The 19,840-nt window shown below is 72.8% G+C and carries 20 protein-coding genes; 4 read left to right on the plus strand and 16 right to left on the minus strand.

The window, feature by feature from the left end; translation table 11 throughout:
• Positions 1–190: 190 nt before the first annotated feature.
• On the minus strand, positions 191–1,186 hold the full coding sequence (locus SAM23877_RS08440; protein WP_053128503.1) for a helix-turn-helix transcriptional regulator: 996 nt from the start codon (positions 1,184–1,186) through the stop codon (positions 191–193).
• A gap of 431 nt (positions 1,187–1,617) precedes the next feature.
• On the opposite strand from SAM23877_RS08440, the gene SAM23877_RS08445 reads away from it, so the two are divergent.
• On the plus strand, positions 1,618–2,418 hold the full coding sequence (locus SAM23877_RS08445) for a hypothetical protein (protein WP_053128505.1): 801 nt from the start codon (positions 1,618–1,620) through the stop codon (positions 2,416–2,418).
• Between the two features lie 73 nt (positions 2,419–2,491).
• On the plus strand, positions 2,492–2,782 hold the full coding sequence (locus SAM23877_RS08450) for a hypothetical protein (protein ID WP_053128507.1): 291 nt from the start codon (positions 2,492–2,494) through the stop codon (positions 2,780–2,782).
• Positions 2,783–2,847: 65 nt separating this feature from the next.
• On the opposite strand, the gene der is transcribed toward SAM23877_RS08450, so the two are convergent.
• The 5 genes from der to aroH all read right to left on the minus strand — a co-directional run bounded on the left by der (position 2,848) and on the right by aroH (position 7,304).
• On the minus strand, positions 2,848–4,326 hold the full coding sequence (gene der / locus SAM23877_RS08455) for a ribosome biogenesis GTPase Der (RefSeq protein ID WP_053128510.1): 1,479 nt from the start codon (positions 4,324–4,326) through the stop codon (positions 2,848–2,850).
• Positions 4,327–4,401: 75 nt separating this feature from the next.
• Positions 4,402–4,989: a lysophospholipid acyltransferase family protein gene (locus tag SAM23877_RS08460; protein WP_384700557.1), complete on the minus strand. Its 588-nt coding sequence runs from the start codon at positions 4,987–4,989 to the stop codon at positions 4,402–4,404.
• A 62-nt stretch (positions 4,990–5,051) separates the two neighbouring features.
• A complete protein-coding gene (cmk, locus tag SAM23877_RS08465) occupies positions 5,052–5,747 on the minus strand; it encodes a (d)CMP kinase (protein WP_053128514.1) in 696 nt (231 codons plus the stop codon).
• 112 nt (positions 5,748–5,859) lie between these two features.
• Positions 5,860–6,945 (minus strand): prephenate dehydrogenase, encoded by a 1,086-nt coding sequence (locus SAM23877_RS08470; RefSeq protein ID WP_053128516.1) that lies wholly within the window; start codon positions 6,943–6,945, stop codon positions 5,860–5,862.
• Positions 6,942–7,304, minus strand: a complete 363-nt coding sequence (gene aroH / locus SAM23877_RS08475; RefSeq protein ID WP_053128520.1) for a chorismate mutase — start codon at positions 7,302–7,304, stop codon at positions 6,942–6,944. The genes SAM23877_RS08470 and aroH overlap by 4 nt, the downstream gene beginning before the upstream one ends.
• 141 nt (positions 7,305–7,445) lie before the next feature.
• Here aroH and SAM23877_RS08480 point away from each other — a divergent pair, with 141 nt between their 5' ends.
• Together SAM23877_RS08480 and SAM23877_RS08485 are read left to right on the plus strand one after the other, a co-directional pair.
• Entirely contained in the window at positions 7,446–7,844 is a 399-nt protein-coding gene (locus tag SAM23877_RS08480) for a Rieske (2Fe-2S) protein (RefSeq protein WP_053128522.1), read from the plus strand.
• Between the two features lie 23 nt (positions 7,845–7,867).
• Positions 7,868–8,611 (plus strand): nucleotidyltransferase domain-containing protein, encoded by a 744-nt coding sequence (locus tag SAM23877_RS08485; protein ID WP_053128524.1) that lies wholly within the window; start codon positions 7,868–7,870, stop codon positions 8,609–8,611.
• Here the strand turns inward: SAM23877_RS08485 and SAM23877_RS08490 are convergent.
• The 10 genes from SAM23877_RS08490 to SAM23877_RS08535 all read right to left on the minus strand — a co-directional run bounded on the left by SAM23877_RS08490 (position 8,537) and on the right by SAM23877_RS08535 (position 19,751).
• Positions 8,537–9,289 carry a nucleotidyltransferase domain-containing protein gene (locus SAM23877_RS08490; RefSeq protein ID WP_053128527.1) on the minus strand — a complete coding sequence of 251 codons (753 nt, stop codon included), beginning with the start codon at positions 9,287–9,289 and terminating at the stop codon, positions 8,537–8,539. The two genes, SAM23877_RS08485 and SAM23877_RS08490, sit on opposite strands and share 75 nt — an antisense overlap.
• Positions 9,290–9,293: 4 nt before the next feature.
• Positions 9,294–10,316 (minus strand): ADP-ribosylglycohydrolase family protein, encoded by a 1,023-nt coding sequence (locus tag SAM23877_RS08495; RefSeq protein WP_053128529.1) that lies wholly within the window; start codon positions 10,314–10,316, stop codon positions 9,294–9,296.
• Positions 10,313–11,032, minus strand: a complete 720-nt coding sequence (locus SAM23877_RS08500) for an NUDIX hydrolase (protein ID WP_053142284.1) — start codon at positions 11,030–11,032, stop codon at positions 10,313–10,315. The genes SAM23877_RS08495 and SAM23877_RS08500 overlap by 4 nt, the downstream gene beginning before the upstream one ends.
• 62 nt (positions 11,033–11,094) lie before the next feature.
• On the minus strand, positions 11,095–12,210 hold the full coding sequence (locus SAM23877_RS08505; protein WP_053128531.1) for a pseudouridine synthase: 1,116 nt from the start codon (positions 12,208–12,210) through the stop codon (positions 11,095–11,097).
• The gene (scpB, locus tag SAM23877_RS08510; protein ID WP_053128535.1) at positions 12,210–12,863 is read right to left on the minus strand and encodes an SMC-Scp complex subunit ScpB; all 654 of its coding nucleotides are present in this window, start codon (positions 12,861–12,863) and stop codon (positions 12,210–12,212) included. The genes SAM23877_RS08505 and scpB overlap by 1 nt, the downstream gene beginning before the upstream one ends.
• Positions 12,860–14,107 carry a segregation and condensation protein A gene (locus tag SAM23877_RS40005; RefSeq protein WP_425314783.1) on the minus strand — a complete coding sequence of 416 codons (1,248 nt, stop codon included), beginning with the start codon at positions 14,105–14,107 and terminating at the stop codon, positions 12,860–12,862. The genes scpB and SAM23877_RS40005 overlap by 4 nt, the downstream gene beginning before the upstream one ends.
• 231 nt (positions 14,108–14,338) lie before the next feature.
• Positions 14,339–14,848 carry a hypothetical protein gene (locus SAM23877_RS08520; RefSeq protein ID WP_053128536.1) on the minus strand — a complete coding sequence of 170 codons (510 nt, stop codon included), beginning with the start codon at positions 14,846–14,848 and terminating at the stop codon, positions 14,339–14,341.
• A 41-nt stretch (positions 14,849–14,889) separates the two neighbouring features.
• Entirely contained in the window at positions 14,890–16,017 is a 1,128-nt protein-coding gene (locus SAM23877_RS08525; RefSeq protein WP_162492095.1) for a ParA family protein, read from the minus strand.
• 449 nt (positions 16,018–16,466) lie between these two features.
• The gene (gene ald, locus SAM23877_RS08530) at positions 16,467–17,591 is read right to left on the minus strand and encodes an alanine dehydrogenase (RefSeq protein WP_053128540.1); all 1,125 of its coding nucleotides are present in this window, start codon (positions 17,589–17,591) and stop codon (positions 16,467–16,469) included.
• A 132-nt stretch (positions 17,592–17,723) separates the two neighbouring features.
• A complete protein-coding gene (locus SAM23877_RS08535) occupies positions 17,724–19,751 on the minus strand; it encodes a tetratricopeptide repeat protein (protein WP_053128542.1) in 2,028 nt (675 codons plus the stop codon).
• Positions 19,752–19,840: the final 89 nt, after the last annotated feature.

Below are 19,840 nucleotides of genomic sequence, written 5' to 3' on the forward strand. Positions count from 1 at the left end.
ACTCGGAAGGATGGTTTCGTACTCCTTCCGGGGCCGCGAAAGGTGAATTACCGCGTGTCGCCCCACTCCGTCGAATAAACGCACGGAAAAGTCCCGCGGAGCGTCCTCGGGCCCCTGCGCATTCCGGACTCGAACGGTCCCGAACCCGCTTGCGGGGAGCGGTCACCGGCACAGGAAACACATCCGCTTCTCACAGGGTCTCCACCTCCACCCCGGGCCGCTCGGCCCGGGACAGGGCACGGGTGAGCCGGTCGCGTGCCGCCCCGATCGCCTCCGTCAGCCCGGCCGGCTCCAGCACCTCGAACTCGAAGCCCAGCAGCATGACGTGCACCACCATGACGTCCAGGCTCCCGGCGCCGGTGCGCAGGAGGCAGCTGCCGGGCCCCTCCGCCTCCAGGACCCCCGCGGTGGGCGAGATCCGCTCGGCGGCCTCCGCCAGCGGGACCAGCAGCCGCACGACCGCGTGTGTGGCGTACGCGCGCGTGGACACACCCTCGGAGACGTAGGCGGCCAGGTCCTCGGCCGGCGGCTCACGCGGGACGAAGCGGGGGCCGTGCGGGGGCCTGGGCGAGACGCGGTCCACCCGGAAGGTGCGCCAGTCGGCTCGGTCGAGATCGAAGGCGACCAGGTACCAGCGGCGCTCGGAGCAGACCAGCCGGTACGGCTCGACGGTGCGGCGGCTGTCGGTCCCGTCGTGGCCCCGGTACGCGAAACGCAGCCGCTCCCCGTCCCGGCACAGGTGGGCCAGCTCGGTCAGGACCGCCGGATCGACGGTGGACGGCTGCGGGTCGCGCAGCATCGGCACGGTGAAGGCGTTGAGGGCGCCCACCCGGCGCCGCAGCCGGCTCGGCAGCACCTGCTCCAGCTTGGCGAGGGCGCGTACGGAGGTCTCGCCGATGCCCTCGATGCCCTGCCCCGCCGCCGTACGCAGCCCCACGGCCACGGCGACCGCCTCGTCGTCGTCCAGCAGCAGCGGCGGCAGCTCGGCGCCGGCGCCCAGCTGGTAGCCGCCGCCGGTGCCGGGGCTGGCGTTGACGGGGTAGCCCAGCTCGCGCAGCCGGTCCACGTCCCGGCGCACCGTGCGCGGGGAGACGCCGAGCCGGTCGGCCAGGTCGGGGCCGGACCACTCGCGGTGGGCCTGGAGGAGGGAGAGCAGGCGCAGCAGTCGTGCCGAGGTCTCGAGCATGGCACCGAGTCTGCCGTCCGTCGCGGACAGGTGCGGTCCGCGATCCTCAGTCCGCCAGGACGGCGACGGACACCGACAGGTCGTCGTACGGCAGCCGCACTGCTTGTCCGTGTCCGATGGCGAAGTGGTCACGGTCAGGACACTTCCGGTCACCCGGTTAATTCACTGATTTCCTGATATGTCGACTGTCCAGCGTCCGCGCGACCACCACCCCCATCGGCTCAACACCGTTGCGCGGCAGTCCACTTGGGCAGGGACGAGCACCGCGGGCCGAGCGGCGGCCGGCCGTGTCCCGCGGTTCGATTCCCTTGGCCATGGGCGTGACTCCGGCCACAGATCACCCGTTGTCTCTGCATGAGCCGGGGACCGCCCGGACCACGGCCCGGGAGCCACCCGGTCCGGCCATGCACCGCATCCCGAGGGAGCCACCCGTGCCGCGCATGCTCGACGTCAGCGACGACGTACGCGCCGAGATCGGCGACGAAGAAGCCGACCGCCTGCTCGCCGGGGAATCCGCCCCGGGCAGCTACGACTGCACGTCCTGTCGCACCCCGGGCGACTGCGAGCAGGAGCGCACCAGCACCGTCCTCTTCATCGGCGAGGAGACGGCCGTCCTCGCCTTCGCCCACGCCGGCTGCCTGCCCTCGCAGGTCGTCAAGGTGACCGAGGAGCAGCTCCAGGGGGCGGTGCGCTCCATCAACGCCGACCACGCCCGCCCCGAGCCCCAGCGGGCCGCGCCCGAGCAGGCGGCGCCCGAGCAGGCCGTGCTCGGTGTCACCAGCGGGCTGATCCTGATCGCCGGGGAACTGCACCCGGCCCTGGTGGTGGAGCCGACCGCCCCCATCGCGCGGCCCGGCACGACGGGCGGCCAGGGCGACGACTTCCTGCCGCTCCTCATCGAGCAGGGCTTCATGCCGGTCATCGAGCTGACCACCGCGCCGGGCGTGCTGCACGGCTGGTCGGTGCTGCTCGCGATGGGCCAGCTGCACGCGGTGCTCCAGCCGGGGACGAACGGCGGCCGTCCGGTGGCCTGGTGGCAGGCGCACCAGCCCCTCCAGGTCACCGAGGGCTGGCGCACCGCGGCCAACAAGCACCAGCAGGTGCTGATGTTCGCGGCGCCGGTGGGGTCGATCGGGCGGCAGCCGCGCGAGGACCTGCTGCGGGACGCGCTGGACAAGGCGGCGGCGAACGGGCAGCTGGTGGCGGCGGCGCTGCCGCTGGCGGGGACCTGACCTCGATCCCTCCGGTACCGGACGGGCACCGTCCGGGCCGCATCCCTTCCCGCGCGGTGTCGTTTGGACATACGTGTACGCATACGACGCCTTCCACCGCCAGGGTGGCCCTTCGGCCACACCGATCTACGACGCGCTCTACGCCGAGTACGTCCGGTCCTTCCGATCGCTGCCGGGCGATCGCAGCGGCGAGGAGGAGCTGGGGTTCACGTCGTTCAGGAGCATTCCGCGCAGCAGGGGCACGTACAGCGCCTACAGCGCGGGGGCCCACAGCGCCCGTGTCGGCCAGCAGTCGGTGTGGCAGCGCGTCGGCACGCACCACGTACCGGCCGCGCTGCCCCCGGCGCCGCGCAGAGGCGCCTGACGGCCCCGGTGTGACGAAGAGAGGGCGACCCCGCCTCGGGGTCGCCCTCTCTCGTGCTCCTGCCGCTACTTCTTCTTCGCGCCGCGCTTCTCGCGCACCCGCACCGAGATGTGGATCGGCGTCCCGTCGAAGCCGAACTGCTCACGCAGCCGGCGCTCGATGAAGCGCCGGTAGCCCGCCTCGATGAAGCCGGAGGCGAAGAGCACGAACCTCGGGGGCTTGGTGCCCGCCTGGGTGCCGAACAGGATGCGCGGCTGCTTGCCGCCCCGCACCGGGTGCGGGTGGGCGGCGACCAGCTCGCCGAGGAAGGCGTTCAGCCGGCCCGTCGGGACCCGGGTCTCCCAGCCGGCCAGGGCCGTCTCGATCGCCGGGACCAGCTTCTCCATGTGGCGGCCGGTCTGCGCCGAGACGTTGACCCGCGGCGCCCACGCCACCTGGCCGAGCTCGGTCTCGATCTCCCGCTCCAGGTAGTAGCGGCGCTCCTCGTCGAGGGTGTCCCACTTGTTGTAGGCGACGACGATCGCGCGGCCCGCCTCCACGGCCATGGTGACGATCCGCTGGTCCTGGACCGAGATCGACTCGGAGGCGTCGATGAGGATGACGGCGACCTCCGCCTTCTCGACGGCGGAAGCGGTGCGCAGCGAGGCGTAGTAGTCGGCGCCCTGCTGGAGGTGGACGCGCTTGCGGATGCCCGCCGTGTCGACGAACTTCCAGGTCACGCCGCCCAGCTCGATCAGCTCGTCGACGGGGTCGCGGGTGGTGCCGGCCAGTTCGTTGACGACGACGCGTTCCTCGCCGGCCACCTTGTTCAGCAGGGAGGACTTGCCGACGTTCGGGCGGCCGATCAGCGCGATGCGGCGCGGGCCGCCGACGGCGCTGCCGAAGGTCTGGGCCGGGGCCTCGGGCAGGGCCTCCAGGACCCGGTCCAGCATGTCGCCGGTGCCGCGGCCGTGCAGCGCCGAGACCGGGTGGGGCTCTCCCAGGCCCAGCGACCAGAGGTAGGAGGCGTCGGCCTCGCCGCTCTGGCCGTCCACCTTGTTGGCGCACAGCACCACGGGCTTGCCGGCCTTGCGCAGCAGGCGTACGACCGCCTCGTCGGTGTCGGTGGCGCCGACCTTGGCGTCCACGACGAAGACGACCGCGTCGGCGGCCTCGATCGCGTACTCGGCCTGCGCGGCGACGGAGGCGTCGATGCCGAGGACGTCCTGCTCCCAGCCGCCGGTGTCGACGACCTTGAAGCGGCGGCCGGCCCATTCGGCCTCGTAGGTGACGCGGTCGCGGGTGACGCCGGGCTTGTCCTCGACGACGGCCTCGCGGCGGCCGATGATCCGGTTCACCAGGGTCGACTTGCCGACGTTGGGGCGGCCCACGACGGCGAGGACGGGGAGCGGGCCGTGTCCGGCCTCCTCGATCGCGCCCTCGACCTCGTCGACGTCGAAGCCCTCTTCCGCGGCGAGCTCCATGAACTGCGCGTACTCGGCGTCGCCGAGCGCCCCGTGGTCGTGCTCCCCGCCCGAGCCCTCGGAGTGGATGTGGTCGTTCATGAAGTCCGTACCTCGTTCATCGTGGTGATCGGTGGAAAACCCCCAGTTCCGGGTGATCCACTACTCAAGTGTCGCCTAGCGTCCGGTGAGACGCCTGGCGTTTTCCAGGTGCGCGGTGAGCTGCTTCTGGATGCGTTCGGTCGCCTCGTCCAGTGCCTTGCGGGTGCGCCGCCCGCTGCCGTCGCCCGCGTCGAAGGGGTCGCCGAAGACGACGTCGATGCGCGAGCGCAGGGGAGGCAGCGCTTTTATCAGCCGTCCGGGGCGGTCGGAACTTCCCAGCACCGCGACCGGGACGATCGGCGCGCCGCTGCGGACCGCGAAGTACGCGAGCCCGGCACGCAGCGCGGCGAAGTCGCCCTCGCCCCGGGTGCCCTCCGGGAAGATGCCCAGCACGCCGCCGTTCTCCAGGACGCCCAGCGCCTGGGTGATGGCGGTGCGGTCGGCGGTCGAGCGGTCCACCTTCAGCTGCCCGATGCCGAGCAGGAAGGGGTCCAGCGGACCGATGAACGCTTCCTTCTTGATCAGGAAGTGCGTCGGCCGGGGGGCGACGCCCATGACCATCGGGCCGTCGACGTTGTGCGAGTGGTTGACGGCGTAGATCACCGGGCCGGTGGCGGGCACCCGCCAGGCGCCGAGCACCCGCGGTCTGAACAGCCCGTACATCAGGCCGACGCCGATGCGTCGCCCGACCTCGGCGCCCTTCTCGGACGGGACGGAGGCTGCGGTCACTTCCCCGCCCGCTTCTCCTCGACGAGGGTGACGACACACTCGATGACCTGGGCGAGGGTGAGCTCGGTGGTGTCGACCTCGACGGCGTCGCCGGCCTTCGCCAGCGGCGAGGTCTTGCGACTGGAGTCGGCCGCGTCCCGCTTGATCAGGGCCTCACGGGTGACGTTGACGTCGGCGCCCTTGAGCTCGCCGCTGCGGCGGGCGGCGCGGGCCTCCGCCGAGGCGGTGAGGAAGATCTTCAGGTCGGCGTCCGGCAGCACGGTCGTGCCGATGTCGCGGCCCTCGACGACGATGCCGAGCGGGGCGGCGGCGGCGATCGCGCGCTGCAGCTCGGTGATCCGGGTCCGCACCTCGGGGACGGCGCTGACCGCGCTGACCTTGGCGGTGACCTCCTGGGTGCGGATCGGGCCGGCCACGTCCACGCCGTCGACCGTGATGGTCGGGGCGGCCGGGTCGGTGCCGGAGAGGATCTCGGGCTTGCCGGCCGCGGCGGCGATCGCGTGCGGGTCGTCGGTGTCGATGCCGTTGGTCACCATCCACCACGTGATCGCCCGGTACTGGGCGCCGGTGTCCAGGTAGCTCAGGCCGAGCTGGGCGGCGACGGCCTTCGACGTGCTCGACTTGCCCGTGCCGGAGGGGCCGTCGATGGCGACAATCACGGCCGGGACGGTCGGGGCGGCGCCGTTTTCCACGAGGGGACACCTTCCTGGTGCGGTGCGGTGAGTGGTGTGCGGGACACGAATGCGCCCCGCACCAGGTTACTGGCTCCCCGGGACCCCTCCGACAGGCGCCCGATCCCCGGGATCACTGCCGGATCGCCCAGCCCCGTTCCCTCAGCGCCGCCGTCAGCGCCGGGGCGGTCTTCGGCTCGACCATCAGCTGGACCAGGCCGGCCTGCTGCCCGGTCGCGTGCTCGATCCGGACGTCCTCGATGTTGACCCCGGCCCGTCCCGCGTCCGCGAAGATGCGGGCCAGCTGGCCGGGCTGGTCGTCGATCAGGACGGCCACGGTCTCGTAGAGCCGCGGGGCGCTGCCGTGCTTGCCCGGGACCCGTACCTGCCCGGCGTTGCCGCGCCGCAGCACCTCGGCGATGCCGGTGCCGCCCTCGCGGCGCTTGTCGTCGTCGGAGGACTGCAGGGCGCGCAGGGCCCGCACCGTCTCCTCCAGGTCGGCGGCGACGTCGGTGAGCAGGTCGGCGACCGGCCCGGGGTTGGCGGAGAGGATGTCGATCCACATCCGGGGGTCGGAGGCGGCGATGCGGGTCACGTCGCGGATGCCCTGCCCGCACAGCCGTACGGCGGCCTCCTCGGCGTGCTCCAGGCGGGCCGCGACCATGCTGGACACCAGGTGCGGCATGTGGGACACCAGGGCCACGGCGCGGTCGTGGGCGTCCGCGTCCATCACCACGGGCACCGCACGGCAGTGCGAGACCAGCTCCAGGGCGAGGTTCAGCACCTCGGTGTCGGTGTCCCGGGTCGGGGTCAGCACCCAGGGGCGGCCCTCGAAGAGGTCGCCGGTGGCGGCCAGCGGGCCGGACTTCTCCCGGCCGGACATGGGGTGCGTGCCGATGTACGCGCAGAGATCGAGGCCCCGGGCCTCCAGCTCGCGCCGGGGGCCGCCCTTGACGCTGGCGACGTCGATGTAGCCGCGCGCCGCGCCGCGGGCCATGGCGTCGGCGAGCACGTCGGCCACCAGGGCGGGCGGGGCGGCGACGATCGCGAGGTCGACGGGCCCGCCCGGCGCCTCGTCGGTGCCGGCGCCCAGGGAGGCGGCGGTGCGGGCCTGCTCGGGGTCGTGGTCGGTGAGGTGCACCGTGACGCCCCGCTGGGTCAGGGCGAGGGCGGCGGAGGTGCCGATGAGGCCGGTGCCGATGACGAGTGCGGTTCTCACTGGGCGATGTCCTTGCGCAGGGCCGCGGCGGCGCCGAGGTAGACGTGGGCGATCTCGGCGCGGGGCCGGCCGGACTCGACGTGCGCGAGGATCCGGACGACCCGGGGCATGGCGCCCTCGATGTCCAGCTCCTGGGCGCAGATCAGCGGGACGTCGGTGATGCCGAGCTTGCGGGCGGCGGCGGCCGGGAAGTCGCTGCGCAGGTCGGGCGTGGCCGTGAACCAGATGCTGATCAGGTCGTCGCCGGTCAGATCGTTGCGCTCCATGACCGCGGTCAGCAGGGCCGCGACCTGCTCGTCCATGTGTCCGGCTTCGTCCCGCTCCAGTTGGACGGCGCCCCGGACCGCTCGTACCGCCACGGCGATGCTCCTTGCTGACGTGCGTATCGGTTTGTGGTCCGTCCAGCGTAGTCAGCCCGCCGCGTACCGGCCCGGGGCGCCCGTCTCCTGAGACGCTGGCCGCGGCCGGCACCTTAACCGCATCCCCTTCGGAGCGACCCCATGAACCACAGCCCGACGCGTCGTACGGCACTCCTCTCGGCGGGCGCGGCGGCGCTCGCCGTCGGCTGCGGCGAGGACGACGGCGGCTCCTCCGAGGCGGGGACCTCTCCCGGGCGGGAACTGGCGTCGACGAACGACATCCCGGTGGGCGGCGGCAAGGTCTTCACGGCCGAGAAGGTCGTGGTGACCCAGCCGGAGCCGGGCGACTTCAAGGCCTTCTCGGCGGTCTGCACGCACCAGGGCTGCATCGTGTCGGAGGTGCGCGACGGCACCATCGACTGCGCCTGCCACAACAGCCGGTTCAGCGTCGCCGACGGCGCGGTGGAGCAGGGCCCGGCGACGGAACCGCTGCCCGCGAAGCGGATCACGGTGGAGGGAAATTCGGTCCGCCTGGCGTGAGGGGCCCGCGTACGCTCCCCCGCATGCGCCCCGAGACCCTGGTACGCGACCACACGATCTACGCCTGTGTCATGGGCTCGCGCGCCTTCGGTCTGGCGACGGAGGAGAGCGACACCGACCGCCGGGGCGTGTTCCTCGCGCCCACTCCCCTGTTCTGGCGCTTCGGCAAGCCGCCGACGCACGTGGAGGGCCCGGCCGAGGAGCAGTTCAGCTGGGAGCTGGAGCGCTTCTGCGAGCTGGCGCTGCGCGCGAACCCGAACATCCTGGAGTGCCTGCACTCCCCGCTCGTGGAGCACGCCGACGACACCGGCCGGGAACTGCTCGCCCTGCGCCACGCGTTCCTCTCCCGCCGGGTCCACGAGACCTTCGCCCGGTATGCGCACGGCCAGCGCCGCAAGCTGGACGCCGCCGTGCGCACCCACGGCGCCCCGCGCTGGAAGCACGCGATGCACCTGCTGCGGCTGCTGACGTCCGCCCGCGACCTGCTGCGCACGGGCACCCTGACGATCGACGTCGGCGACCACCGGGACGCCCTGCTCGCGGTGAAGCGCGGCGAGGTGTCCTGGCCGGAGGTCGAGTCCTGGATGACCCGGCTGGCCGGGGAGGGCGAGGAGGCCGCCCGGCGCAGCCCGCTGCCCGAGGAGCCGGACCGGCGCCGCGTCGAGGACTTCCTCGTCCGCGTCCGCCGCGCCTCAGCGCTCCAGCCGGACCCGTACGACGAAGTCGTGCAGGGCGTCGTACACGGTGGGAGCCTCGGGCAGGGCTGAGACGGCCCGCGCCTCGTCCAGCTCGCCATGCAGCCGCTCCACGTCGGCCCGCACGCACACACGGTCGACACCGGCGTCCCCGTGCTCGCGCTCGGCCTTGGCGGCGATCAGCTCGGGCAGGTAGCCGGGGGCGGCGTCGACCTCCCCGAGGAGCGTGGGAAGGTGCGGCTGCACCTCGCCGGCGCGCATCAGGTGGATGCCCGTGAGCAGCACCCGGAAGGTGTAGAGCAGCGGTTTCAGCTCGCCGGTCTTCTCGAACAGCCGCCACTGGGTGCCCGCGAACCCCCGGTAGTGGTGGGCGTGGTGGCTCGTGAGGACGCCCGGCGCGAGCGCGGCCAGCTCCCGGTGGGCGTCGGTGGTGTGCACGACCAGCGGGGAGAGCAACTGCTCCAGCACGTAGCCGTTGCGCCGCAGCATCAGCCGCACGAACTTGCGCAGGTCGTGCGTGACCAGGTCCATCTCGACGCCGTCCCGGTCCCACATCCGCGACCGGGTCTCCTCGGGCTCGCGCAGGCCGACCAGGTCGGCGGCGGGCAGCAGGTGGACACCTCGCAGGTCGACGTCCGAGTCGCGGGAGGGGAAGCCGTAGAGGTGGGCGCCGGAGACGGTGGCGAACAGCACCGGGAAGGGCTGTTCGGCCACCACCGGGGCCAGGTCGATGTCGAGGGCGTCGATCATGCGCCTAAGCGTCCCAGAGCGCTCCGAGGGCCAGCAGGTCGGTCCGGTACTCGATGCGGTCGGCCCACTCGGCCGGCCAGGCGTCGGCGCCCAGGTACGCGCCCGCGAAGGCGCCCGCGAGGCAGGCGATGGAGTCGGAGTCGCCCGAGGTGCAGGCGCCGCGGCGCAGGGCGGTCAGCGGCTCGTCGACGAAGAGCAGGAAGCAGAGCAGGCCGGCCGCCATGGCCTCCTCGGCGATCCAGCCCTCACCGACGGCGAGGCACGGGTCGGCCTCCGGCGAGACGGTGCGCACCGCCCGCTGCAGCCGGTCGAGTATCGCCAGGCACTCGTCCCAGCCGCGGGCGATGAAGTGCTCCGGCGTGGGGTCCTGGGCGCGGGCCCACAGGTCGCCGAGCCAGCGCTCGTGGTAGCGGGTGCGGTTGTCGTAGGCGTACGACCGCAGCAGACCCACCAGCCCGGTCGGCTCGGCTCCCTGGGCGAGCAGCCGCACGGCGTGCGCGGTGAGGTCGGAGGCGGCGAGCGCGGTGGGGTGCCCGTGGGTGAGCGCGGACTGCAACTGGGCGGCCCCGGCGCGCTGTTCGTCGCTCAGGCCGGGGACGAGCCCGACGGGCGCGACGCGCATGTTGGCGCCGCAGCCCTTGGAGTGGATCTGGGAGGCGTCCTGCCAGGGGCGGTCCGGTCGTTCCAGGAGTTCGCAGGCCCGCAGGCAGGTGTTGCCCGGGGCCCGGTTGTTCTCCGGCGAACGGTTCCAGGCGATGAACTCCTGCCGTACGGGGCCCGCCATCCCCTCAGGCGCGAGGACACCCCGGCCCACGGCCGTCCGCAGTCCCTTCCCCAGTGCCACCGTCATCTGGGTGTCGTCCGTGACGATCGCCGGCCGGGGCAGCGGCATCTCCCGCCAGGGGCCGCACTTGGCGAGGATGGCCGGGACGTCGTTGAACTCGGTGGGGAAGCCCAGCGCGTCGCCGAGGGCGAGGCCGGTGAGCGCGCCGGTGGCGGCGCGCTTGGTGACGGTCGTCATGGTCATGCGGGGCGTCCTTCCCGAGGGGTGCGGAGCAGCGGTGGGTGCAGGGCGGTGGCCGGACCGGCGCGGTAGACGGCGGCGGGCTTGCCGCGGCCGCCGGTCAACCGGGCGGCGCCCGGGACGGGCTCGACGAAGCCGGGGGTGGCGAGGACCTTGCGGCGGAAGTTCGGCCGGTCCAGGGCCGTGCCCCACACCGTCTCGTAGACCTGCTGGAGCTCGCCGAGCGTGAACTCGGGCGGACAGAAGGCGGTGGCCAGGCAGGTGTACTCCAGCTTGGCGCCGACCCGGTCCCGGGCGTCGGCCAGGATCCGGTCGTGGTCGAAGGCGAGGTCCACGGCCTCCTCGTACGGCGTCCAGCGGGCCTGCGAGGCGTCACCGCCGCCACGCGGCTCGGGAGGGTCGGGCAGCAGCGCGGCGAACGCGACGGACACCACCCGCATCCGGGGGTCGCGGCCGGGCTCGCTGTAGGTGCGCAGCTGCTCCAGGTGCAGCCCGGTCACATCCGCGAGGCCGGTCTCCTCGGCCAGTTCCCGCCGGGCCGCCGTCTCCGCCGACTCCTCGGGCAGCAGGAAGCCGCCGGGCAGAGCCCAGCGGCCGGCGTACGGCTCCTGCCCCCGCTCGACGAGCAGCACGTGCAGCGCGCCCGCGCGGAGCGTGAGGACGGCCAGATCGACGGTGACGGCGAAGGGCTCGAAGGCGTACTTGTCGTAGCCGTGCACGAACACCCACCCCCTTAATAGTCAGTACGACTATAAAGAGGGTGGGTGTCCTCGAACAACCCCTAGAGCTCGACCTCCTGCATCAGCATCCCGACCTCCGTGTTGGACAGCCGGCGCAGCCAGCCCGACTTCTGGTCGCCCAGCGTGATCGGACCGAAGGAGGTGCGCACCAGCTTGTCGCAGGGGAAGCCCGCCTCCGCCAGCATCCGGCGGACGATGTGCTTGCGGCCCTCGTGGAGGGTGACCTCGACCAGGTAGTTCTTGCCGGTCTGCTCCACGACCCGGAAGTGGTCCGCGCGCGCGTACCCGTCCTCCAGCTGGATGCCGTCCTTGAGCTGCTTGCCGAGGTCGCGCGGGATCGGGCCCACGATGTGCGCGAGGTAGGTCTTCTTCACGCCGTACCGCGGGTGGGTCAGGCGGTGCGCCAGCTCGCCGTGGTTGGTGAGCAGGATGACACCCTCGGTCTCGGTGTCGAGCCGCCCGACGTGGAAGAGCCGGGTCTCGCGGTTGGTGACGTAGTCACCGAGGCACTGCCGGCCGTCCGGGTCCTCCATGGTGGAGACGACGCCGGCGGGCTTGTTGAGCGAGAAGAACTGGTACGACTGCGTGGCGACGGTCAGGCCGTCGACCTTGACCTCGTCCTTCTCCGGGTCGACCCGCTTGCCCTGCTCCAGAACGATCTCGCCGTTGACCTCGACGCGCGCCTGCTCGATCAGTTCCTCACAAGAGCGCCGGGAGCCGTAGCCCGCGCGGGCGAGGACCTTCTGGAGCCGCTCGCCCTCCTGCTCGGCGCCCGGGAAGGTCTTGGGGAGCTTGACGTCCTTCTTGCCCGCGTACCGCTCCCGGTTGCGCTCCTCGGCCCGCGCCTCGTACTCGCGGGACGTGGCCGGGACCCAGCGCCCCCGCTGGAGGGGCTTCTTCGGCCCGCCCTTGGCGCCGCCGCGGGCCGAGGGGCCACGGCCCGACTTCGGACCGTCCTGGGTGGCGCCGGGGCCCACGTCGTAGCGCCGCTCCTCCGGGCGCGGCTTCTTCGGACGGCCGCCCTGCTTGTCGTCACGGTTGCCACCGGCGCCGCGGGGGTTACCGCGGCCACCGCTGCTCCCGCCGCGGCCGCCGCTGTTGCCACCACGGCTCCCGCCGTTGTTTCCGCTGCTGTTCCTGCCGCTGCTGCTTCGCATCAAAGTTCCGTCTTGTCGTCTGCGTCCTCGGAATCCGGAGCGTCCGGATCGAACGACGGGACCCCTTCCAGCGTCTCGGCCTCGATCGCCGCCGCCTCCGGGAGGAACGGCGCGAGCTCCGGGAGCTCGTCCAGGCCGCGCAGGCCCATCCGCTCCAGGAAGTAGTTCGTCGTCACATACAGGATCGCACCTGTTTCGGGTTCCGTGCCCGCCTCCCCGACCAGACCCCGTTGCAGGAGGGTGCGCATCACGCCGTCGCAGTTCACGCCCCGGACCGCGGAGACGCGGCTGCGGCTGACCGGCTGGCGGTAGGCGACCACCGCGAGGGTCTCCAGGGCGGCCTGGGTGAGACGGGCGTGCTGGCCGTCCAGGACGAAGCCCTCGACGGCCGCGGCGTACTCGGGGCGGCTGTAGAAGCGCCAGCCACCGGCGACGACCCTGAGCTCGAAGCCGCGGCCCTGGACGGTGTACTCGTCGGCGAGCTCGCGGAGCGTGTCCGCGATCTGCCGCTGTGGCCGCTGGAGTATCCGGGCGAGATGCTCCTCGGTGGCGGGCTCGTCCACGACCATGAGGACGGCCTCCAGGGCGGGCTTCAGTTCGAGGCCGGCGACGGCCTCCGGCCCGCCCGGGGCCTCGGTGGTCTCGTCACTCACGCCTTCCGCTCCTCCTCGGCCTCCAGCGGAGGCCGGTCGAACTCGTCGGTCACCACCGGCTCGGCGTCCCCGTCGGGGCCAGTCCAGCGGACCAGCAGGTCGCCCAGCGCGGTCTCCTGGTCCAGGGCGACGGCCTTCTCCCGGTACAGCTCCAGCAGGGCGAGGAAGCGGGCCACGACCGTCAGGGTGTCGTCGGTGTCCTCGACCAGGACCCGGAAGCTGGTCTCGCCCAGCTCCTTCAGCCGGGCGACGACGATCCCGGCCTGCTCCTGCACACTGACCAGGGGCGCGTGGATGTGCTCGACGTAGACCTGCGGCCTGGGTTTGGGCTGCATCGCCTTCACGGCGAGCTCGGCGAAGCCCTCCGGGCCGATGCTGATGACGACCTCGGGCAGCAGCTCGGCGTGGTGGGGCTCCAGGCCGACGGTACGGGGGTGGCGGCGGGCCTCGGCCTCCAGCCGCTCGTTGAAGATCGCCGCGATCTGCTTGAACGCGCGGTACTGGAGCAGCCTCGCGAAGAGCAGGTCACGAGCCTCCAGCAGCGCCAGGTCGGCCTCGTCCTCGACCTCGGCGGCGGGCAGCAGCCGGGCCGCCTTGAGGTCGAGCAGCGTGGCCGCGACCACCAGGAACTCGGTGGTCTCGTCGAGGTCCCAGTCGGGCCCCCGCGCGCGGATGTGCGCCATGAACTCGTCGGTCACCTTGGAGAGCGCGACCTCGGTGACGTCCATCTTGTGCTTGGAGATCAACTGGAGGAGCAGATCGAAGGGACCCTCGAAGTTGGCGAGCCGCACCTTGAAGACGCCGTCGCCTTCACCCGGCTCGTTCTCCGCGGGGGCGGCGGGCGCGTGGCCCGTCCCCGCTCCGGGCACCGTCAGGCTCCCGGGCGGCTCCTCGGCCGCCCCGGGCAGGCTCTCGGGACGCGCGGGACCGTACCCCGCTCCGCCGGCCTCCGGCGCGACGGCGGACCCCTGCGGCCCGGCCTCCGGACCGACGGCTGATCCCCGCGACCCGGCCTCCGGACCGACGGCTGATCCCCGCGACCCGGCCTCCGGACCGACGGCTGATCCCCGCGACCCGGCCTCCGGACCGACGGCTGATCCCCGCGACCCGGCTCCCGGCGCGACGGCGGACGTCTGCCGTCCGGCCTCCGACGGCGGGACGCTCACCGGGGCTGTGACCGGCGCTTCCGTACCGCTACGGGCGACGACCGGTTCCGGCTCCGGTTCCGGCCCGGAGGCTTCCAGGGCCGGGGGCTCGGGAGTCGCGCTCGTCGACCGGGCTTCCCCTGCCGCGCCCCCATCCTCCGGCCCGGTGGGGGCGGGGGTCCCGGAGCCCGGCGGCGCCTCCTCGGCCTCCGCGGAGACCGGCGGGGCCGCAAGGGGCCCTCCCGGGCCCGTCCCCAGCGCACGCCGACGGCCGGCGCGGGCACCGGGGCGGGGGGCGTCGTTCGAGGTCATGGCCCCCGCAGGCTACCGCTACCGCCCGCGCAGCCGTCGTACGAGGATGCTGGCGTCCCCGCGGGTCTCCAGGTCGGCGAGGACCACGGCGACCGCCTCGCGGACGATACGGCCGCGGTCCACGGCCAGTCCGTGCTCGCCCCGGAGCACCAGACGGGCGTGCTCCAGGTCCATGAGCTCCTCGGCGGAGACGTACACGGTGATCTTCTCGTCGTGGCGCTCGCGTCCGCTCGGGCGGCGTGCGGCGGCACGGCCGCGCTTGCGGGACTGAGCGGCAGAACCTTCCTGCACGCCCGCGTCCGGGCCGGGGCCCCGCGTGGAGCGCTCCGTGCCCCGGCTGCGCGACTCGCCCGCCGAGCCCGGTTCCGCGTCCGCCGCGGCGTGCTCGGCGCCCTCGCCGTCACCGCCCCGCGCGGGCACCGACTGCGGTGCGTCCTCGGCGGCGGCCTGGTCGCTCTCCCCCGCCGGCGCCGGCACCCGGGCTTCCCCGTTGGCCGGCCGCCGCGGGGAGGACGCCTGGAGCGCCATTCCCCCTGTCGTACGGAAGAGTTCGTCGGCCCCCGGCAGACTCACTCGGCGTGACACCGGGCGAGCACCTCCCTGGCGAGCTGGCGGTAGGCGGCGGCGCCGACGGAGTTGGAGGCGTACGTGGTGATCGGCTCACCGGCGACCGTGGTCTCCGGGAAGCGGACCGTGCGTCCGATGACCGTGTGGTACACGTGATCGTCGAAGGCCTCCACGACACGCGCGAGCACCTCGCGGCTGTGCACCGTGCGCGAGTCGTACATCGTGGCGAGGATGCCGTCGAGCTCCAGGTCGGGGTTGAGCCGCTCCTGGACCTTCTCGATCGTCTCGGTCAGCAGCGCCACTCCGCGCAGCGCGAAGAACTCGCACTCCAGGGGCACGATCACCTTGTGCGCGGCGGTCAGCGCGTTGACCGTGAGCAGGCCGAGCGAGGGCTGGCAGTCGATCACGATGTAGTCGTAGTCGTCCAGCAGCGGCTTCAGCGCCCGCTGCAGCGTGGACTCGCGCGCGACCTCGCTCACCAGCTGCACCTCGGCCGCCGACAGGTCGATGTTGCTGGGCAGCAGGTCCATGTTGGGGACCGCCGTCTTCAGCAGCACCTCGTCGGCCGCCATGCCCCGCTCCATGAGCAGGTTGTAGACGGTGAGGTCGAGCTCCATCGGGTTGACGCCGAGACCGACCGACAGCGCGCCCTGCGGGTCGAAGTCGACGAGCAGCACCCGGCGCCCGTACTCGGCGAGCGCGGCACCCAGGTTGATGGTCGACGTGGTCTTGCCGACGCCGCCCTTCTGGTTGCACATCGCGATGATCTTCGCGGGGCCGTGATCGGTCAGCGGACCCGGGATCGGGAAGTACGGCAGCGGACGTCCGGTGGGACCGATGCGCTCACGGCGCTGGCGCGCCGCGTCGGGCGCGAGCGTGGCCGCGTACTCGGGATCGGGCTCGTACTCCGCGTCCGGATCGTAGAAGTGCCCCTCGGGCAGTTCGTCGTAGTCGGCGAAGTGGTTGCGGGGCGCGCCACTTCCGTCGCCGGCCATGGCGTTCACGTGTTGGCCATCCATACTCATGTGTGCTGTCTGAGTTGCCTGCGGACTCTGGTGGGCTGCGAAGGTGCGTACAGCGACGGAGCCGACAGCCTCGAGACGCCCGGGGCTCTCGGCCCGTGCAGGCATTCCTGGTTGACCACCCCCGGGAGTAAATGTCGACTCATTCACAAGTCGTCTTACCTCCTTGGTGACCAGGAAACTTCTAGACAGGTCAGCGTGGCACCATGCCGACGTTCGGCGACTCTATGGCGTGTCGGGCGTCCGCAGCAACACAATCCGCCGGACCCGGCCCGATGTGTCGGCAATGAAACATCCCTCTGTCAAGGGCGTACGGCCGTCGCACAGCAGGTTTCACCGGTGCGCGAATCGGTTGAAGCGTTACGTTCGAGGCGAGTTGGCCGAGAATCGCAAAGTGACCATACACACACCCGGCCGGACCTTGTCGGGCAAGGTCCGGCCGGGTGTGTGGGGTTGACGGCGACTGTTGACGTATCGCCTTTGCCGGTCGCCGACTTAGCCGATTCACCGACCGGGCCGTCGGCCGCCGGCAGCCGTCGCCGGCCGGCGCGGGAGCCTCAGGCGAGCAGTGCGGCCAGCTCGACGTGCTCCAGACCGTGCGCCTCGGCGACCTCCTTGTACACGACCTTGCCGTCATGGGTGTTGAGGCCCTTGGCCAGCGCGGGGTCGCGCCGCAGCGCCTCGGCCCAGCCGCGGTTCGCCAGCTCCACGATGTACGGCAGGGTGGCGTTGGTCAGCGCGTAGGTGGAGGTGTTCGGCACCGCGCCGGGCATGTTGGCGACGCAGTAGAAGACCGAGTTGTGGACCGGGAAGGTCGGCTCGGCGTGCGTGGTCGGGTGGGAGTCCTCGAAGCAGCCGCCCTGGTCGATCGCGATGTCGACAAGGACACTCCCGGGCTTCATCCGGGAGACCAGCTCGTTGGTGACCAGCTTCGGGGCCTTGGCACCCGGGATCAGCACCGCGCCGATCACGAGGTCGGCCTCCAGGCAGGCCTTCTCCAGCTCGAAGGCGTTGGAGACGACGGTCTGGATCTTCGTGCCGAAGATCTTGTCGGCTTCCTTGAGCTTGTTGATGTCCTTGTCGAGCAGGGTCACGTGGAAGCCCATGCCGATGGCGATCTGCGCCGCGTTCCAGCCGGAGACCCCGCCGCCGATGACGACGGCCTTGCCGGCCAGCACGCCGGGGACACCGCCGGGCAGCACGCCGCGCCCGCCGTTGGCGGCCATCAGGTGGTAGGCGCCCACCTGGGGCGCCAGCCGGCCCGCAACCTCGGACATCGGGGCGAGCAGCGGCAGGGCGCGGTTCGGCGTCTCGACGGTCTCGTAGGCGATGGCGGTGGTGCCGGACTCGATGAGCGCGTCCGTGCACTCCTTGGAGGCGGCCAGGTGCAGGTAGGTGAAGAGCGTCTGGTCCTTGCGGAGGCGGTGGTACTCCTCCGCGATGGGCTCCTTGACCTTCAGCAGCAGGTCGGCGGTGGCCCAGACCTCGTCGGCGGTGTCGAGTATCCGCGCGCCGGCGGCGACGTACTCCTCGTTGGGGATCGAGGAACCGACACCGGCGTCACGCTCGACGACGACCTGGTGCCCGTGGCGCACCAGCTCGTGGACGCCGGCGGGGGTGATGGCCACCCGGAACTCGTTGTTCTTGACCTCGCGGGGGATACCGACCTTCACGTCGATCACGGTCCTTGGCTCAGAGGATGGGTCTATTACTACACGTACCCGCGCACACGAGGGCACAACGGGAGAGACCGCAAGAACGTGCGGCAGAGCCAGTCTAATGAAGGTGTTCCCGCTGTCTAGCCTTTCAAAGCATCAATCTTCAGACGAAGCGCTGCGGATTTCGCAGGCTTCGGCGGGATCTTCCCTCAACATGCGATCGGCCGTGCTCCGCTGCAGGCCGGCCGCCGTGTGATCGCCGAGCCGGTCGAGGGTGTCGGCCAGCCGCAGGTGCAGCGCGGCCTGGAGCCGGTCGTCCTCGGCCCGGCGGGCCCAGTCGACGGCCTCCTGGCAGGTGCGCAGCGACTCCTCGGGACGCCCGGCGTACTCCTGGACGCGGGCCAGCTCGCTCAACGCCCGCGCGTGTGCGGCCACGTCGCCCGTCCTGCGGTACCCGGCGGCCGCGGCGCGCCAGCCCCGCAGCGCCTCGCCGTAGCGGCCGGCGTAGGTGTGGGCGGTGGCGAGGCGGCCGTAGACGCGGGCGGCGTCGGCGCGCTCGGCCCGGGCCAGCCGCTGGGCGAGGGCCCGGCCGAACCAGTCGGCGGCCCGGTCGTAGTCGCCGAGCTCCAGGTGGGCGCCGCCTACGGATTCCATCGCGCGGGCGGTCGCGTACGGGTCGTCCGCCTCCCGTCCGGCGTCCAGCGCGGCCCGGTAGCGCACCAGCGCCTCGGCGGTACGGCCGGTGCGGGCGTCCAGGTCGGCCAGGTTGAGCAGGGCCGCCGCCTTCTCGCGGGGCAGTTCGCGCCGCTCGGCCACGTCGAGGACGAGGCGGTGGATGCCGTACAGGTCGGGGGCCGCCGCATGGGTGCCGAAGTGCGCCACCATGGCGCGCACCAGCTGGGACATCAGCCGCCGGGCGAGGGTGTCCAGCTCCCCGTCGGCGACCGCGAGGCGGGCCGCGGCCAGCAGCGCGGGCCGGCGGACGCTCAGCCATTCGGCGGCGGCCCGCGGGGTGGGGAAGCGCAGGGCGCGGGGCAGGGTCAGAAGCTTCTCGCGGGCCTGCGGGCTGTCGGTCTCGGTGACCGCCCGGCAGGACTGGAGCAGCCGTACCGTCCGCTCCAGCATGCGGGCGCGGGCGAGCTGGAGCTCGGCGGGCCGGTCGTGGGTCGTGGCGAGTCTGCGCAGGAAGGCGTGCAGGCAGCCGGGGACCTCGTACTCGGGCAGCGGGGAGTCGACCGCGCGCAGCACGCCGAGAGCGACGAAGTCGTCCAGTGCGGTCCGGGCGCCGTGCACCGAGCAGCCGGCGAGCGCGGACGCGGTGTGCGGGTCGACCAGGCCGGCCGGGGCGAGGGAGAGCAGCCGCAGCATCCGGGCGGCGGTGCTGGGCAGGGACGCGTAGGCGAGGCGGAAGACGCGGCTGAGCGGGGTGCCCTCGTCGTCCTCCGCGTGCACGTGCTTGGCGAGGTCGGCGACGGCCGCCTGGGGGCGGGCCGCGAGCCAGCCGCCGGCCAGGGTCAGCGCGGCGGGCTGCGCCTGGCAGACCTCGACCAGCTGCTCGGCGGCACGGGGGTCGACGGTGATGCGGACCGAGCCGGTGTGCCGGGACAGCAGCTCCATGGCCGACTTGGTGTCCAGCCCGCCCAGCGTGCACGGCCGGACGTCCGCGATGCCGGTCAGCGGGCCCTCGGCGACGACGACGGCCAGGCAGTGCGGGGTGTCCGGCAGCAGGGCGTCGACCTGCTCCGCGTCGGCCGCGTCGTCGAGCAGGAGGAGGACCTTGCGGTCGGCCAGGGCGGTACGCAGGGCCTCGGTGAGGTCGTCCTCGTCGGCCCCGGGCGGGGTCGGCCGGTCCAGCTCGGTGAGCAGTTCCCTGGCGAGCCGCGAGACGGGCACGCGCGTGCCGTCCGGTTCGCTCAGACGGGCCCGCAGCACACCGTCGGGGTAGCCGTCGGCCACCCGGGCGGCCAGTTCCCCGGCGAGCGCGGTGCGGCCCGAGCCGGGGCGGCCCGCGATGAGCAGCACGCGCGCGCGGGGGGCCTTGCGGCCGGAGAGGGTGTCCAGGCCCGCGCGTTCGATGTCGGCGCGCAGGTCCTTCAGCTCACGGTCGCGGCCCAGGAACCGACTCTCCTCGGCCACGTCCTCCGACAGCCGTACGCCGTCCGTGTCCACCGCCTGATCCGTCACGGGCCACACTCCCGATCCCACCGCACGTCGGCGCCCGCCGGAACCCCGGTTCGGGCGTTTCCAGAGCCTAGTTCACGCTCTGCTACGTT

The organism is Streptomyces ambofaciens ATCC 23877 (genome assembly GCF_001267885.1).
In the GTDB taxonomy this organism is placed as follows: domain Bacteria; phylum Actinomycetota; class Actinomycetes; order Streptomycetales; family Streptomycetaceae; genus Streptomyces; species Streptomyces ambofaciens.